18 protein-coding genes are annotated in these 15,303 nt (G+C 68.1%); 6 read left to right on the top strand and 12 right to left on the bottom strand.

The genetic code is table 11. The features are described from left to right. Nucleotides 1-28: 28 nt before the first annotated feature. Together CCZ27_RS09775 and CCZ27_RS09770 are read right to left on the bottom strand one after the other, a co-directional pair. A complete protein-coding gene (locus CCZ27_RS09775) occupies nucleotides 29-1,714 on the bottom strand; it encodes a GGDEF domain-containing protein (RefSeq protein ID WP_096447732.1) in 1,686 nt (561 codons plus the stop codon). After that, nucleotides 1,711-2,760 (bottom strand): extracellular solute-binding protein, encoded by a 1,050-nt coding sequence (locus CCZ27_RS09770; RefSeq protein ID WP_096447730.1) that lies wholly within the window; start codon nucleotides 2,758-2,760, stop codon nucleotides 1,711-1,713. Before CCZ27_RS09770 ends, CCZ27_RS09775 begins: the two co-directional genes overlap by 4 nt. A gap of 182 nt (nucleotides 2,761-2,942) precedes the next feature. On the opposite strand from CCZ27_RS09770, the gene CCZ27_RS09765 reads away from it, so the two are divergent. From CCZ27_RS09765 to CCZ27_RS09750, 4 genes are all read left to right on the top strand, one after another. Next, on the top strand, nucleotides 2,943-3,323 hold the full coding sequence (locus CCZ27_RS09765) for an antitoxin Xre/MbcA/ParS toxin-binding domain-containing protein (RefSeq protein ID WP_096447728.1): 381 nt from the start codon (nucleotides 2,943-2,945) through the stop codon (nucleotides 3,321-3,323). Further along, nucleotides 3,283-4,008, top strand: a complete 726-nt coding sequence (locus CCZ27_RS09760) for an RES family NAD+ phosphorylase (RefSeq protein WP_198363310.1) — start codon at nucleotides 3,283-3,285, stop codon at nucleotides 4,006-4,008. Before CCZ27_RS09765 ends, CCZ27_RS09760 begins: the two co-directional genes overlap by 41 nt. Before the next feature lie 441 nt (nucleotides 4,009-4,449). Then, on the top strand, nucleotides 4,450-5,400 hold the full coding sequence (locus CCZ27_RS09755) for an ABC transporter ATP-binding protein (protein WP_096447724.1): 951 nt from the start codon (nucleotides 4,450-4,452) through the stop codon (nucleotides 5,398-5,400). Then, complete coding sequence (locus tag CCZ27_RS09750; protein WP_096447722.1) at nucleotides 5,397-6,158, top strand: ABC transporter permease; 762 nt, start codon at nucleotides 5,397-5,399, stop codon at nucleotides 6,156-6,158. The genes CCZ27_RS09755 and CCZ27_RS09750 overlap by 4 nt, the downstream gene beginning before the upstream one ends. 22 nt (nucleotides 6,159-6,180) lie before the next feature. Here the strand turns inward: CCZ27_RS09750 and CCZ27_RS09745 are convergent, their stop codons facing one another. From CCZ27_RS09745 to uraH, 6 genes are all read right to left on the bottom strand, one after another. Beyond that, nucleotides 6,181-6,693 carry an ureidoglycolate lyase gene (locus CCZ27_RS09745; protein WP_096447720.1) on the bottom strand — a complete coding sequence of 171 codons (513 nt, stop codon included), beginning with the start codon at nucleotides 6,691-6,693 and terminating at the stop codon, nucleotides 6,181-6,183. A gap of 82 nt (nucleotides 6,694-6,775) precedes the next feature. Next, nucleotides 6,776-7,825 carry an allantoicase gene (gene alc / locus CCZ27_RS09740; RefSeq protein ID WP_096447718.1) on the bottom strand — a complete coding sequence of 350 codons (1,050 nt, stop codon included), beginning with the start codon at nucleotides 7,823-7,825 and terminating at the stop codon, nucleotides 6,776-6,778. Between the two features lie 68 nt (nucleotides 7,826-7,893). After that, nucleotides 7,894-8,826: an allantoinase PuuE gene (puuE, locus tag CCZ27_RS09735; protein WP_096447716.1), complete on the bottom strand. Its 933-nt coding sequence runs from the start codon at nucleotides 8,824-8,826 to the stop codon at nucleotides 7,894-7,896. A 56-nt stretch (nucleotides 8,827-8,882) separates the two neighbouring features. Beyond that, nucleotides 8,883-9,431, bottom strand: coding sequence for a 2-oxo-4-hydroxy-4-carboxy-5-ureidoimidazoline decarboxylase (uraD, locus tag CCZ27_RS09730; protein WP_096447714.1), 549 nt, complete (start codon nucleotides 9,429-9,431; stop codon nucleotides 8,883-8,885). 33 nt (nucleotides 9,432-9,464) lie between these two features. After that, nucleotides 9,465-10,658: a urate hydroxylase PuuD gene (locus tag CCZ27_RS09725; RefSeq protein WP_096447712.1), complete on the bottom strand. Its 1,194-nt coding sequence runs from the start codon at nucleotides 10,656-10,658 to the stop codon at nucleotides 9,465-9,467. Nucleotides 10,659-10,685: 27 nt separating this feature from the next. Continuing rightward, nucleotides 10,686-11,036 carry a hydroxyisourate hydrolase gene (uraH, locus tag CCZ27_RS09720; RefSeq protein ID WP_096447710.1) on the bottom strand — a complete coding sequence of 117 codons (351 nt, stop codon included), beginning with the start codon at nucleotides 11,034-11,036 and terminating at the stop codon, nucleotides 10,686-10,688. A gap of 212 nt (nucleotides 11,037-11,248) precedes the next feature. Here uraH and CCZ27_RS09715 point away from each other — a divergent pair, with 212 nt between their 5' ends. Continuing rightward, nucleotides 11,249-12,208 (top strand): LysR family transcriptional regulator, encoded by a 960-nt coding sequence (locus CCZ27_RS09715; RefSeq protein ID WP_096447708.1) that lies wholly within the window; start codon nucleotides 11,249-11,251, stop codon nucleotides 12,206-12,208. Between the two features lie 57 nt (nucleotides 12,209-12,265). On the opposite strand, the gene CCZ27_RS09710 is transcribed toward CCZ27_RS09715, so the two are convergent. The 4 genes from CCZ27_RS09710 to CCZ27_RS09695 all read right to left on the bottom strand — a co-directional run bounded on the left by CCZ27_RS09710 (nucleotide 12,266) and on the right by CCZ27_RS09695 (nucleotide 14,322). Next, a complete protein-coding gene (locus tag CCZ27_RS09710) occupies nucleotides 12,266-12,739 on the bottom strand; it encodes a universal stress protein (protein ID WP_096447706.1) in 474 nt (157 codons plus the stop codon). Between the two features lie 198 nt (nucleotides 12,740-12,937). Further along, nucleotides 12,938-13,453: a spermidine N1-acetyltransferase gene (speG, locus tag CCZ27_RS09705; RefSeq protein WP_096447704.1), complete on the bottom strand. Its 516-nt coding sequence runs from the start codon at nucleotides 13,451-13,453 to the stop codon at nucleotides 12,938-12,940. A 119-nt stretch (nucleotides 13,454-13,572) separates the two neighbouring features. Then, nucleotides 13,573-13,902 (bottom strand): multidrug/spermidine efflux SMR transporter subunit MdtI, encoded by a 330-nt coding sequence (mdtI, locus tag CCZ27_RS09700; protein WP_096447702.1) that lies wholly within the window; start codon nucleotides 13,900-13,902, stop codon nucleotides 13,573-13,575. 3 nt (nucleotides 13,903-13,905) lie between these two features. Then, on the bottom strand, nucleotides 13,906-14,322 hold the full coding sequence (locus tag CCZ27_RS09695) for a DMT family transporter (protein WP_198363309.1): 417 nt from the start codon (nucleotides 14,320-14,322) through the stop codon (nucleotides 13,906-13,908). A gap of 24 nt (nucleotides 14,323-14,346) precedes the next feature. Here CCZ27_RS09695 and CCZ27_RS09690 point away from each other — a divergent pair, with 24 nt between their 5' ends. Then, nucleotides 14,347-15,222, top strand: coding sequence for a LysR family transcriptional regulator (locus CCZ27_RS09690; RefSeq protein WP_096447698.1), 876 nt, complete (start codon nucleotides 14,347-14,349; stop codon nucleotides 15,220-15,222). Nucleotides 15,223-15,303 lie beyond the last annotated feature (81 nt).

Here is a 15,303-nt window from a genome sequence, read left to right as displayed (position 1 = left end):
CGGCCCGGCCGGGCGAACGGCGCGGGCCTCAGGCGCGCGCCTGCTCCTTGGCGCGGTACATGGCGCGGTCGGCGTGCTTGGACAGCGTCGTCACGTCGGTGCCGTCCTCCGGGTACAGGGCGATGCCGACGCTGGCCGATACCGAGACCGTGCGGCCGCCGGCTTCGAACGGCTGGCCGATGGCGTGGGCGAGCTTTTGCGCCACGCTGGCGGCGTCCTCGCGGCCGTGGACGTTGCGCAGCAGGATGACGAACTCGTCGCCGCCGATCCGCGCGGCGGTGTCCGATTCGCGGATGATGTCCAGGATGCGGCCGGCCACGCCCCTCAGCACGAGGTCGCCGGCGGCGTGGCCCAGGTTGTCGTTGATGGGCTTGAAGCGGTCGAGGTCGATGAAGAGCAGCGCGAACCGCGCGTCTTCCCGCCGCGCCGTGGCCACGGCGACGTTCACGCGGTCGTCGAACAGTGCGCGGTTGGGCAGGCCGGTGAGCGTGTCGTGCTGTGCAAGGTGTTCGAGTTCGAGGCGGCTCTCGTGGAGTTCGGCCAGTTGCTGGCGGATCTGGTTGCGCAGGCGGCCGAAGCTGCGCGCCAGGAGGCCGATCTCGTCCTGGCGCTCCAGCGGCAGCTTCGCCTTGTGGCCATCGTCGGAGAAGCGCTCCACGGCGACGCTCAGGTCGTTGATCGGGCGGGTGATCGCGCCGGCCAGCACCGCGGCGACCGGGATGCCGGCCAGGCACAGGCCCAGCACGATCTGCAGCGTGACCGAGCCCAGGGCGTCGGCCTGTTCCAGGACCGCCTGCAGCGGCTGCGCCAGGCCGAGGATCACGCGGCTTTCCTCGGTCGTCACTTCCGGCCGCAGGGCGATGAAGGCCGCCACGGTCGGCCTGCTCGCGTAGCGGCCGTCCCGCGCTTCGGTGACGACCTGCGCGCTGTAACCCTCGACCAGCGGGCGGGTATCGGGAAACTCGTCCTGCACGAGGGTGCGCCGGCCCTTGTCGAAACCGAAGGTGAGCGCGGGGTCGGGGTGGACCAGGTAGTCGCCCCGGCGGTTGGTGAGGAAGAGCTGGACGTCCTGCGGCAGATCCTTGGCGAGGAGGGCGAAGAAGCCGCCGACGTCGGCGTTGGTGACGACGACGCCGCGCGCCACGCCATGCGCGTCCATGACCGGGACCGCGTACTGGACCGCCGGCTGCCCCAGCGCCGCATGCGAGCCGCGCTCGTCGTTGATCGAGATGCGCGACATATAGACCTGGCCCGCGGCCAGCTTCAGCGTGTCGAACACATAGGGGTAGTGCCCTTTCTCCTGCAGTTCTTCGCCGGTGATGCGCAGCAGCCTGCCGCCGTCGCGGTCGAGGCGCACCCGTTCCATGCCGTCGTCGTCGGCCGCGATGAGGCGGATCTGGAAATACGCGGGATTGGTCTCCATGAACAGCCGGAACAGGGCCGCCAGTTCGTCTTCGCGCGCATGGCCGGCCCCTTGCAGCGCGGCGAGCGTGGCGGGGTGCCGCGCCAGGATCTGCAGATTGCGCACGCCTTCCTCGCGCGCCAGCACGATGCGGCGGGCGAGCACCTGGGTGGCGGTCAGCAGTTCGCCTTTCGCCGAGTCGATCAGCAGGTTGCGGCTGACGGTGTACGCATAGAAACCGGTGATGCCGGCGGCCAGCATGCCGACCACGGCCAGCAGCAGGCCGAGCTTCGCGGCGATGCCGAAATTCATGGCGCGAGTACCCGCGAGGCCCGGTCGCCGGACAGTATCCGTTCCCAAAGATGGTTGCGCCGCTCGGCATCCTCGACGGGTTCGAGCCAGGCGAGGCGGCTGTCGTCGGCGTGATGGGGCGACCGCATGCGCGTGTTGGCGAGGCCGTGGCGCGCGGTCAGCACCTCCGACGGGCCGGCCTCGAGCAGGTAGTCGATCCAGGCGGCGGCCAGCGTCCTGTCGCGGGCGCCGCGGGTGACGACCCAGCAGTCGAGCCAGGTCAGCGCGCCTTCGTCCGGGAGCACGTAGCCCACGTCGGCACCGGCCGCGCGCAGCAGCTGGAGCTGCTGGGGGCCGTAGTTGGCGAACAGCAGCGCGGCCCGCCGGCTCACGAACAGCTCGGCCGATTCCTCGGGCTGGCTGTAGAAGGTGAGCACGTTCCGGCGCAGGGCGATCAGCGCATCCACCGCGGCGGGCCATTCTCCTTCATCCAGCCTGAAGGGCGAGCGGGCACCGATCTTCTGCGCCGCCAGCGCAAAGTTGTGCGCGCCGCTGCGGTAGGCGAGCACCTTGCCCTTGTAGCGCGGGTCCCACAGCGCGGCGATGGTGGCGGGCGGCTTGTCTACCTGCCTGCGATCGTAGATCAGCCCCATGGCCGCGTAAGTGTAGGGGATGGCGTACGCCTTGCCGTCGTGCATCACGCCGGGAAGGGCGGCGAGGTCGCGAAAGCGCGGCAGTTGCGCCGCACGGTTGTGGATGGCGTCGGCATCGATCGGCACCACCAGGCCGCTGGCGATGTAGCGCTGCAGTTCCGCGGTGTTGACCGCGAACACGTCGAAGTCCGCGCCCTGCCGGAGGCTGACCCTCTGCCACAGGACTTCGTCCGAATCGATCAGGGTGACCTCGACCCTCGCCCCGGTGCGCTGCTCGAAGGCCCGGACCACGTCGACGTCGGCATATCCCGGCCAGGCAAGCACGCGCAGCGTCTCTTCCGCCGCAGCCGCTCCGCAAAGGAGGACGGCCAGCAGGAAGGCGAACAGGTAGCGATGGTGGAGGGGCCTGGGCATCGATCGGATCCGGCCGACAAACGAACGCGCCGAGTTTATCGCAGGCGTGGCGCGGCAGGCGGCCGCCGGCATGGGCACCGACAAGGAAATCACGGTCGGGCCGCCGGCGCCTGTTCCGGCCCGGATTTTTCTTTCCATGGAAAGAAATAGAACATAAAATACCGGTAGAAAAGGAGGTGCCCATGACTGCCATTGCCAGACCTGCCGCGAGCCCGGCCGACGCGGCGGCGGTGTTGACCAAGGCCGTCGCACGCGCGGCCGAGCGGCTGGAAGTGTCGCGTTCCCTGCTGGCGCGGGTGCTGGGCGTCAGTCCGGCCACGGTCACGCGCCTGTACGCCGGCCGCTACCGGCTCGAGCAGGAGCGCAAGGAGTGGGAGTTCGGCCTGCTGTTCGTGCGCCTGTTCCGCTCGCTCGACTCCATCGTCGGCGACGAGCGCACCGCGCGGCAGTGGCTCAACAGCGACAACCGCGCGCTCAACGGGCGCCCGGTGGAACTCATCCGCAGCGCCGAGGGCCTGGTCCGTGTCGTTCAATACCTGGACGCCGCCCGCGGTCTCGTCTGAGGCGCGGCCGTGGGCCGCGGCCGCGTGGCGCGTCGTCGAGGCGCAGCACACCGCATCGACGATGAAGATCGTCGACGATGCGGCCGAGCAGGACGTGCTCGAGGCGCTGCTCGAGACGAGCAAGCCACCGCGCCCGCCGCTTGCCGCGGACCTCGACTACCTCCTGGCCACCCCGTTCCGCTACGACCCGCGGCGCGGCGGCTCGCGCTTTCGCGCGGCCACCGACCCCGGCGTGTTCTACGGCGCGGAGCAGGTGCGCACCGCCTGCGCCGAACTGGGCTACTGGCGCTGGCGCTTCCTGCGCGACGCGGTGGACCTGCCGCGCCTGGAGCCGGTCGCCCACACCGCCTTCCGCACGCGCCTGTCGGCGCTGGCCGTGGACCTGCGGCAGCCGCCCTTCGCGCAGGACGCCGGGCGCTGGACGGACCCGGCCGACTACGGCGCCACCCAGGCATTCGCTCGCGTGGCGCGCGATGCGGAAGTGGAGGCCATCGTCTACCGCTCGGTGAGGGACCCGGAACCGGCGTGGTGCGTCGCCGTGCTGACGCCGGCGGCCTTCGCCCAGCCACGGCCGGACCCCGTCACGCAGACGTGGTGGCTGGCCGTGCAGCAGGACGGCGTGGTGTGGCGGCGCGAGGGCGCGTCGCTGATCTTCGACGCCGCGCCCTGGGCCGCCGCGGCGTAGCAGGCGCTGTGGGCGACCCCACGAAGAAAGGTGTTGCAGCCGCCGGGAGCACGAGGCACGGCAGGTCTGGTGGCGGGGGATGCGTGGAGCGGGCGAGGACTGTCCGAGCCCCGAGCGCAGCGAGGGCGAGTTCCGCAGCCCGCGGAACGCATCCCCCGCCACCAGACCGGATTCGAGAGACACGGAGCCGGCGGAGACTCCCCAAAGGCCCCGGCCAACGAGCCCGACTTCCGCAGCCCGAGAAACACATCCCCCGCCACCAGACCGGATTCGAGAGACACGGAGCCGGCGGAGACTCCCCAAAGGCCCCGGCCAGCGAGCCCGACTTCCGCAGCCCGAGAAACACATCCCCCGCCACCACACCGGATTCAGGGCACTCGCCCCGCAGTCCGCCTCGGCGCGGCCCCCGATGGCGCGGCGGCTATCTGCTATCTTCCGGCCATGCAGCCCATCATCTCCATCTCCGGTCTTTCCAAGACCTATGCCACCGGCTTCACCGCGCTGAAGCGGGTGGACCTGGACATCCGCAGCGGCGAGATCTTCGCCCTGCTCGGCCCCAACGGCGCCGGCAAGACGACGCTGATCAGCATCATCTGCGGCCTCGTCAACCCGAGCGGCGGGCGGGTGACGGTGGGCGGGCACGACATCGTGCGCGACTACCGCGCGGCCCGCGCCATGATCGGCCTGGTGCCGCAGGAACTGACCACCGATGCGTTCGAGACCGTGTGGAACACCGTGAGCTTCAGCCGCGGCCTGTTCGGCAAGCCGCCGCATCCGGCCCACATCGAACGCTTGCTGAAGGATCTGTCGCTGTGGGCCAGGAAGGACAGCAAGCTGCTGACGCTGTCGGGCGGCATGAAGCGCAGGGTGCTGATCGCCAAGGCGCTGTCCCACGAACCCCAGGTCCTGTTCCTCGACGAGCCCACCGCGGGCGTGGACGTCGAACTGCGGCGGGACATGTGGCAACTGGTGCGGCGGCTGCGCGAAACCGGCGTCACCGTCATCCTCACCACCCACTACATCGAGGAGGCGGAAGAAATGGCCGACCGCGTCGGCGTGATCCGCAAGGGCGAACTGATCCTGGTCGAGGACAAGGCGGCGCTGATGCGCAAGCTCGGCGGCAAGCAACTGACGCTGCAACTGCAGGCGCCGCTGGCGGCGATTCCGCCGCTCCTGGCGCGCTACGGCCTGGCGCTGGAGAAAGGCGGCGCCGAACTGGTGTACCACTACGAGGCCGACAGCGAAGACACCGCCATCGCCGACCTGCTGCGGGACCTCGGCGCGGCCGGCATCGGCTTTGCCGACCTGCACACCACGCAGCGCTCGCTGGAGGACATCTTCGTGAGCCTGGTGGCCGAACGCGACATGCCCGACGAGGAGGCGGCACGATGAATCTGCATGCAGTCCGCGCGATCTATTTCTTCGAGATGGCGCGCACCCGGCGCACCCTGCTGCAGAGCGTGCTGGCGCCGGTGATCACCACCTCGCTGTATTTCGTCGTCTTTGGCTCGGCGATCGGCGCGCGCATCCCGGAAGTGGACGGGGTGAGCTACGGCGCCTTCATCGTGCCGGGGCTGGTCATGCTCAACCTGCTCACGCAGAGCGTGTCGAACGCCTCGTTCGGCATCTTCTTCCCGAAGTTCTCGCGCACCATCTACGAACTGCTGTCGGCGCCGGTGTCGCACTTCGAGATCGTGCTGAGCTACGTGGGCGCGGCGGCGACCAAGTCCATCCTGCTCAGCGCCATCATCCTCGCCACCGCGAGCGCCTTCGTGCCGCTGCGCATCGAGCACCCGCTGTGGATGGCGGGCTTTCTGCTGCTGACCGCGATCAGCTTCAGCCTGCTCGGCTTCATCCTCGGCATCTGGGCGGACAACTTCGAAAAGCTGCAACTGGTGCCGCTGCTCATCATCACGCCGCTGACCTTCCTCGGCGGCAGCTTCTACTCCATCGACATGCTGCCGCCGCTGTGGCGGACGGTGACGCTCTTCAATCCGGTGGTGTACCTGGTGAGCGGCTTTCGCTGGAGCTTCTACGGCAGCGCCGACGTGGCGGTGGGCGTCAGCCTGGGCATGTCGCTGCTCTTCCTGGCGCTGTTCGTGGCGATCGTCACCTGGATGTTCAGGACGGGCTACCGGCTGAAGCCCTGACGCTCTTTTCGACGCCCGCCGTCTACTCGCTTGCGGCGATCACGCCGGGCGTTTCGAGCAGGATTTCGTCGCAGTTGTGCCCGGGCCCTGATCGATCGACGACGAGGAAGTCGCAGACGCCGTCGAGGGCGAGCAGGGGGTGGTGCCAGACGCCGGTGGCGTAGTTGACGCCCTGGTCGCCACGGGCGAGGAAGACGCGCAGCGCCTCGGCGCGGGGCGGCGCGCCGGCGGGGGCGACGACGACGAGATAGGGCCTGCCGGACAGGGGGATGAACGCCTGGGAAGCGAGCGGGTGGCGCTCCATCATCTGCACGGTGAAGGGCAGGGCGCGGGGCTGTCCGCGGAAGATGGAGACGATGACGCGGCCGTCGGGTCCGGGCTTGATGCGGGCGAGGTCGTGGTAGCGCTCGGTGTTGCCGGCGTTGATGGTGAAGTGGCTGGCGTCGTCGCTGGCCTCGATGACCTCGCCGTAGGGGGCGAAGGTCTCGCGGGCGAGCGGCCGGACCTCGAGCGGGAGGAAGGTGTCGGCGGGCATGGCGGGCTCTGTCGTGTCGGTTGGGCGGCGTGTGCCGGCGCGGGCCGCGGCGGAAGGCTGCGCCGCGGCCCGCGCCGGACTCTTACCTGGCCTGGACCTTGCCCCACAGGCGCAGGCGCGAGACGCCGCCGTCGGGGAAGATGTTGAAGCGGATGTGGGTGAGGGTCCCGAGCGCGGCGATCTCGCCGGTGAAGGTGTGGACGGCATCCATCTGGAGCTTCTGCTCGGGCAGCAGGGTCTGCCAGAACATGGACTGGGTGGTGATGGAGCGGTCGGTGCCGCCGGTGACATGGGCGGCCTGCACCGAGCAGCGGTCGGGGTAGTTGCCCTTGAAGAAGGCGGTATCGACTTCGATCCTGTCGACGGTGCCGGGGGCGCCCAGCTCGATCACGCACCAGTCGTTGCCGGGCTCGCGGCGTCGGCGGGTCTCCCAGCCGTCGCCCATGTCCAGGCCGCGGCCGGGCAGCAGCAGGGCGGAGGCGGCAGAGCCGAAGCTGGCGTCGTTCCAGGCCACGGCACGGCCGCCGTTCTCCATGGCGATGAGATCGACGAGTTCGCCGGCGGCGGCCTGGGCGGCCAGCGTGCCGACGGGGCGGCCATAGACGCGCAGGCGGGCGATGCCGCCGTCGGGGAAGATGTTGACGCGCAGGTGGGTCCAGGCGGCGTCGCTGGCGCACTCGAGCAGGTGATGGCTGTCGGGGCCGAGCGCGGTGGCGGGGAGGATCTCGGTCCAGGCGGCGGCCTGGAGGGCCTGGACGTCGTCGGCGTCGGAGACGGTGGCCTCGATGGAGACGGCGGGCGGATAGTTGCCGGTGAAGTGGCTGGTATCGACGTCGAAGCCGCGGATGACGCCCTTGACGCCGAGCCTGACAAGCGCCCAGTCATGTCCGGCGGTGCGCTTGCGGCGGGACTCCCAGCCGTCCATCCACTTGCCGTTGGTGTCGAACCTGCCGGGGACGAACTGTGCGGGTTCGGGGTCGAGCATGCGGGCGACGTCGGCGAAGAAGTCGTCGGAGGCGAAGAGGGCGCGTGCGCCCAGGCGGGGGTTGGCGAGGTCGACCGAGCGCAGGGCCCAGTCGGGCAGGTCGGCGGGCGGGGCGAACACGGGGGCGCCGGGAGTGTGGCTGGCCATGGGATTCTCCTTTGGTTCAGTGGATCGGGCCGGGCGCGGGGGCGGCGCGGCCGGCCCCGGCAGCAGGCTCATCGGGGGTCGTACGGGTGGTGCTCCATCCAGTGGCGCGCGATGTCGACGCGCCGGCACACCCAGACGCGGTCGTGCTTCCCGATGTGGTCGAGGAAGCGCTGCAGCGCGCGGAAGCGCCCCGGCCGGCCGAGCAGGCGGCAGTGCATGCCGACGCTCATCATCGCCGGGCGCTCCTCGCCCTCGGCATACATCACGTCGAAGGCATCGCGCAGGTACGCGAAGAACTCGTCGCCGTGCGAAAAGCCCTGCGGCAGCGCGAAGCGCATGTCGTTGGCGTCCAGCGTGTAGGGCACCACCAGGTGCGGCACGGTGCTGCCGTCGCTCTTTTGCACCTCGGTCCAGAACGGCAGGTCGTCGCCGTAGTAGTCCGAGTCGTACAGGAAGCCGCCATGGTCGGCCACCAGGCGCCGGGTGTTGGGCGAGTCGCGGCCGGTGTACCAGCCCAGGGGGCGCTCGCCGGTGAGCCGCTCGATGATCTGCATGCCGATCCTCATGTGCTCGCGCTCGATCTCTTCGGGCGTGTCCTGGTAGTGGAGCCAGCGCCAGCCGTGGCAGGCGATCTCGTGGCCGAGTTCCTTGAAGGCGGCGGTGGCCTCGGGGTGGCGTTCGAGCGCCATGGAGACGCCGAAGATGGTCATCGGCAGGCCGCGGCGCTCGAACTCGCGCAGGAAGCGCCACACGCCCACGCGCGAGCCGTACTCGTAGATGCCCTCCATCGACAGATGGCGGCCGGGGTAGCTGGCGGGGTTGAACAGTTCGGACAGGAACTGCTCGCTGCCGGCGTCGCCGTGCAGCACGCAGTTCTCGCCGCCCTCCTCGTAGTTGAGCACGAACTGCACCGCGACGCGGGCGCGGCCGGGCCAGTCGGCGTGCGGCGGATTGCGGCCGTAGCCCACCAGGTCGCGCGGATAGGACGGAGTCGGGTTCATCGGATGAGTCCTCGAAAGTAATCCCGCGCATCCGGCGCGGACGTATCGGGCCGCCGTCAGCCCTGCGCGCCGAACATCGCATCCAGCCGGAAGCGGGCGATCTTGCCGATCTCGCGCAGGCAGGCGCTGAACTCGGTATCGCGGTCGTTGGCCAGGCGCGCCTCGACCGCATCCATGATCTGATGGCGGGTCAGGCCCTTGACCGCGATCACGAAGGGAAAGCCGAAGCGCGCGCGGTAGTCCTCGTTGAGCCGGCGCAGGCGCTGCAGTTCTTCCTTGCTGCACTGGTCCAGGCCGGCGCCGCGCTGCTCGCCGGTGGAAGCCTCGGTGAGCTTGCCGCGTTCGGCCTCCTTGCCGGCGAGTTCCGGGTGGGCGCAGATCAGGCCGAGCTGCTCGTTCTTGCACGCCGTATCGACGATGAGGCACATCGCGGCATGCAGGGCCTCGATGCTGCGGAACGGCCCCGAACTCCAGGCGCGCTCGGCAACCCAGGGCGAATGCTCGAAGATGCCGTCGAGGCGGGCGGCGAAGCCGGCCTGCGGCAGGCGCGAAAGCTCGGCCAGGGCGGCCCCGGTGCGGTCGGGGGTGGCGGTGTTCTGTGTCATGGGTGTCTCTTCCAGCCGGGTCTCGTGTGCGTTTCAGTCGTTGACGCGGGCGCCCTGGGCGTACCAGATGGCGATGGTCTCGCGCTCCTCGTCGGTGATCCGGGTCAGGTTGCCCAGGGGCATGTAGCCGCTGGCGACCGTCTCGGCGATCTTCGCGGCGTGCTGGGCGATCTGCCCGGGCGTTTCCAGCATCACGCCCTTGGGCGCCTGGGCGAAGCCTTCCTGCTTCGGCTGGGCGGCATGGCAAGAGACGCAGCGCTGGTCGATGGTGTGCCTGAGCGTGGCGAAGCTGACCTTCTCGCCGCCGGCATCCACCTGCCTGGGGGCCATGAAGCCGGCCAGCACGGCGATCAGCGCGACGCCGCCCGCCGGCAGCCACCACTTGACCTGGCCGCGGTGGCGCAGCACGAAGAACTGGCGGATCAGCACGCCGGCCAGCATCAGCACGCCCAGGATCAGCCAGCCCTGCTTGTTGGCGTAGGTCATCGGGTAGTGGTTGCTGATCATGATGAACAGCACCGGCAGCGTGAAGTAGGTGTTGTGCACCGAGCGCTGCTTGCCGATGATGCCGGGCATCGGATCGACGTCCTCGCCCCTGCGGATCTGCTCGACCATCCTCCGCTGGCCGGGGATGATGTGGAAGAAGACGTTCGCCGCCATCATCGTGCCGAGCATCGCGCCGACGTGGATGTAGGCGCCGCGGGCGGAGAACACCTGGTGCAGCAGGTAGTTGGCCGCCATCACGAACACGAACACGATCGCCGCGAGCAGGCCGTCCCTGCCGATCATGTTGCGGCACAGGATGTCGTAGACCACCCAGCCGCTGGCCAGGAAGGCGATCGAGATGCCGACGGCGGCGGCCGGCGACAGCGCCATCACGCTGCCGTCGATCAGATAGCTCGAGGCGCCGATCCAGTAGATGAGGGCCAGCATGCCCATGCCGGACAGCCAGGTGGTGTAGGCCTCCCACTTCGACCAGTGCAGGTCCTGGGCGAGCGGTTCGCCCTTCGGGCCGGTGAGGTATTTCTGGCTGTGGTAGAAACCGCCGCCATGCACCGCCCACAGTTCGCCGAACGCGCCGCGCGCCGCGTCTTCCGGCTTCTTCGGCGGCTTCAGCGAGTTGTCCAGCATCACGAAGTAGAAGGACGCGCCGATCCAGGCGATGCCCGTGATCAGGTGCAGCCAGCGGACCAGCAGGTTGGCCCAGTCGAGCAGATAGGTTTCCATGTTCTCGTCTCGCTATCCGGACCGGGCTCAACTGCCGCGGTAGGTGGAATAGCTCCACGGCGACACCAGCAGCGGGACGTGGTAGTGCTGGCCGGCATCGGCGATGCCGAAGCGCAGCGCGACCTCATCGACGAACGGCGGCTCGGGCAGCGCCTGTCCCTGGGCGCGGAAATAGTCGCCGGCGGCGAAGAGGATCTCGTACCTGCCGGCTTCCAGCGCGGCGCCCTCGAGCAGCGGCCCGTCGCAGCGTCCGTCATGGTTGGTCACGGCGCGGGCGACTTCACGGCGCCCGCCGTCCAGGCGATACACCGTCACTGCGATGCCGGCGCCGGGCGTGCCCCTGGCGGTGTCGAGTACGTGGGTGGTGAGGCGTCCCATGCTGCTGTCTCCTTGTCGTATCCGGGTGTGCGGGATCATGCGAGGCGCAGTGTAAGCCTGCGGCGTGTTATGAAAATGGATATGGTTTTATAAGTAATATATGCAATTTCATATTTTGAAGAGCCGCCCGGGGCAGACACTGCGTGCTGCGCAGGCAGGCCGGAGCGGCCCGCACGCGCCATGACGGGAACGACGGGAAGAGGAGACGGAAAATGACCGCGAGACGCATCGACGATCCGCTGGATACCTACCTGCTGCGCGTCTTCGTGCTGCTGATCACCGAGCGCAGCGTGTCGCGCACCGCGCTGCGGCTGAACCAGTCGCAACCGGCCATCAGCGCCGCGCTCAAGCGGCTGCGCGAAATCCTGGGCGACCCGCTGCTGGTGCGCGAGAAGGGCGGCATGGTCCCCACCGAACGCGCGCTGGCGCTGCTGTCGCATGCCAAGGGGGCGCTGGCCGAGATCGACCGCATGACCGATGCGCCGGAATCGTTCGAACCGCAAAGCACGCGGCACGAATTCCGCATCGGCTCGCCGGACTACCTCGCGCCGGTGTTCGTCGCCGCGGTGGCGGAGCGCTTCCGCCGCGAAGCGCCGCACGCCAGGCTGACCCTGCATTCGCTGGGGCCGAACTTCGATTTCGAGCGCTCGCTGGCCGAAGGGGATCTCGACGTGGTGATCGGCAACTGGCCGGAGCCGCCGCATCGCATGCACCTGTCGATGCTGCTGGAAGACGAGATCGTCTGCCTCGTCGCGGCCACCCACCCGGCCGCGCGCAAGGGCATGAGCCTGACCGACTTCCAGCGCGCGGTGCATGTCGTCCCCATGCCGTACTCGATCAGCCAGCGCGGGGTGATCGACGGCGTGCTCGCCTCCATGCGCATCAACCGCGACGAGCGGGTGGTGGTGCAGTCCTTCACCGCCGCCCCCTACCTGCTGCAGAACACCGATCTGGTATTCACCACGACGCGCCATTTCGCGCAGTTCTACGCCGACCTGCTGCCGCTGGCGATCATTCCGTCGCCGATCGCGTTTCCGCCGATGCGCTTCTACCAGCTCTGGCACGAACGCAACCACCAGTCCCCCGGCCACCGCTGGCTGCGGCGGATGCTGTCGGAGTGTGGCCGCCGCATCGTCACCCAGCCGCTGCAGGCCGCAGCGAAGCCGGCGTGAGCGGCCCGGCGCAGGGAACGGGCGAGGGCCTCGCCGCCCGCCCGGCGGATGGAGCGCTCAGCGATCGATCGGCACCAGCATCACCGGGATGTCGGCCTTCATCGTGACCTTGTGGGCGATCGAGCCCAGCAGCAGTTCGCCCAGCGTGCTGTGGCCGCGCGAGCCCATGACGATGACGTCGGCGAGCACGTGCTTGGCGACGTCGAGGATGCGGCGCGACGGCTCGCCCTCGAGCGCGCGCACGCTGGCCAGCACGCCCATCACGTCGAGGTCCGGATGGGTCTCGGCGAACACCTCGATGCGCTGGCGCAGCAGCGCCTCCGCCTTCTTGTGCCCGGCCAGCTTGATCTCGTCCATCTTCTCTTCGCTGATGAACTCCTCGTAGGGCAGGCCGGTGGACGGCAGGGTGACGGTCACCGCATGCAGCTTGGCGCCGAACTTCCTGGCCAGCCCGACCGCATGCAGGAATACGGCGGGCGAGCGCGGGGTCAGATCGGAGGCGTACAGGATCGACTTGATTTCGTAGCTCATGCTTTCCACTCCTCGGGGCGACGTCTCGTTCAGGCGGCCGCCGCCGGTCCGATACGTCCGTCGATACCCGGGTGCAGCCTCGCGGCCAAGTGTAGAAGCGGGGCGCCGGGGAAAGAGGGGGCGACGCTTATAGCCTGCATACGAAATGGCTGATGGACCGCAACCTCATCCCCATTCTGGCCGGATGAAGGGCCGCAGTCAGGCCAGGTATTCGTGCTGGAAGATGCACATCCGGATCACGTCGCGGTACTGGCCGTTGATGAAGAACTCATGCCTGAGTTCGGCCTCGATCTGGAAACCCTGCTTCTCGTAGATATGCAGGGCCTTGTGGTTTTCCTTGTCGACGATCAGGCAGAGCTTGTACAGGTTGAGGACGCTGAACCCGTACTCCATCGCCAGTCGCGTTGCCCGCGACGCAATGCCCTTGCCCTGGTGCTCGGGCGCGACGATGATCTGGAACTCCCCGCGACGGTGAATGTGGTCGATCTCGACCAGTTCGACCAATCCGGCTTTGACGCCATCGGCTTCCACCACGAAGCGGCGCTCGCGCTGGTCGTGGATATTCTCGTCATAGAGGATGGTCAGCTCGGTCAAGGTCTCGTAAGGCTCCTCGAACCAGTAGCGCATGACGAGCGCGTTGTTGTCCAGTTGATGCACGAAGTGCAGGTCGTCCCGTTCCAGCGGGCGAAGTTTGATGCCGGTTTCCGTAGCCATGATGACTTCTCATCGGTGTTGCACGCCGTCAGGCCGCGCGCCACTTCGCGCGCCGGCACGATCGGATACTTGGTTTTCTCGCAGAAAATGGATAGCGGGATCCATGCCGTTTGCAGCCATCACGCCAGCTTGAGAATCGACATGCCCAGCACGATGGAAACGATTCCGGCCCAGCCGAGCGGAGTGAGCTTCTGCCTGAACAGCATGAGCCCGGCCACCGCGGTCAGCAGAATGCCCGTGCCGCCCCATAGCGCGTAGGCGATCGACAGGTCGATGCCCTTGACGGCCTGGGACAAGGCGGTGAACGACGCCAGGATGCAGAAAATTCCCAGCGAGCCGATCAGACGCTTGCGGAAGCCGTCCGAATATTTGATGAAGATATTGGCCGTCACTTCCAGCGCAATGGCAATCGCCATGAAGGCGTAATGAACGGATTCAGCGTTTTGCATGATTCAGTTCTCCGATGTCCTGGGTGCGCCGAGATTGACCATGACGACACCGGCCATCAGGACGGCCATGCCCAGCAGCTTGTACAGGCCCAGGCTCTCGCCAAAAAAACGAAAGCCGATGAAGGCGATGCAGGTCAGGCCGAGCGTTTCCCAGGTGGCGTAAGTCAGGGCCATCGGCAGATCCTTGACCGCTATCGCCAGGAAATAGAACGACAGGCCGATCATGGCGTACATGAAGATAAAGGCGGCGGCAGAGCCCGAGTCCGACACGAGTTTCATGACGGTCACGCCGGCGACCTCCGCGGCAATGGCCGCGAGCAGGAATAGCCAGGGGCGAAGTCTCATTGTTTTTCTCCGTTGAATTGCTTGAAACAGCGCCATTGTCTTTCTGAATTCCGGATTCAAAAAGATGAGGTCCATCTGCTTCGTCGATAGAATGGCCTGATGCAATGGAATCTCGACCAGTTGCGCCAGTTCGTCGCCACCGCCGAGCACGGCTCGATCAGCGCCGCGGCGCGCCATCTGGGCAAGGCGCAGTCCGCCGTCAGCACCGCCATCGGTTTGTTGGAAGCCGATCTTGGCGTGGAGCTGTTCGACCGCAGCAAGCACCGGGCCACCCTGTCCGACGCAGGCCAGTTGCTGCTGCTGGAGGCGCAGGAACTGCTGCGGCAGGCGCAGTCGCTGCAGCAGCGGGCGCTATCGCTGGCGACAGGCGGCGAGGCCAGGCTGGCGCTGGCGTTCGACGAGGCGCTGCCCTATGCGGCGATCGGCCACCTGGTGCGCGAGATTGCCGGGCGCTTCCCCCACATGGAACTGGTACTGTTCAACGGCACGGCCACCGAGGTCGCGGGATACGTGAAACAGGAGCGTGCCGATGTCGCTTTCCATTTCGATCGGGGGCCGCTGCGCGACTGTTTCGACCAGCGCCACATCGGCTCGCTACCGCAAGGCGTGTTCGTGGCCAGCGGCCATCCGCTGCTGGACAAGCAGCCCGTCGCGCGCAAGGACCTGGCCCGCTACCGGCAGTTGCTGATGCACGCCGAGGACGTGCAGGCCATCGCCTACAGCCCCAAGGTGTGGCGCTCGGACAGCTTCTACACCATCGCCGAGATGGTGGCCGACGACCTGGGCTGGGCGATCCTGCCCGTCAACATCGCAAAGTACGAAAGCTATCCTAAGCCGCTGCAGCAGGTGATCTGTCCATCGCTGGCGCTGCCGCCGCTGCCGGTGCGCATGCTCTGGTGCCAGGGGCGGCAGCTCGGCCCGACCGCGGAGTGGATCGCCAGCCGGTTTGCCGAGTTGCTGAAGCATTCGGCATGAGGGAGGCTCTTTCGCTGCCGCTGCCCGGCTTCATCCTCGGCACGCGTTGCGATCTGCATCGGGTATCCATCGACTTCATCT

The sequence above is a fragment of the Thauera sp. K11 genome (genome assembly GCF_002354895.1).
In the GTDB taxonomy this organism is placed as follows: domain Bacteria; phylum Pseudomonadota; class Gammaproteobacteria; order Burkholderiales; family Rhodocyclaceae; genus Thauera; species Thauera sinica.
Note: the sequence above shows the minus strand (reverse complement) of the source record. Positions and strands in the feature narration are given on the sequence as shown.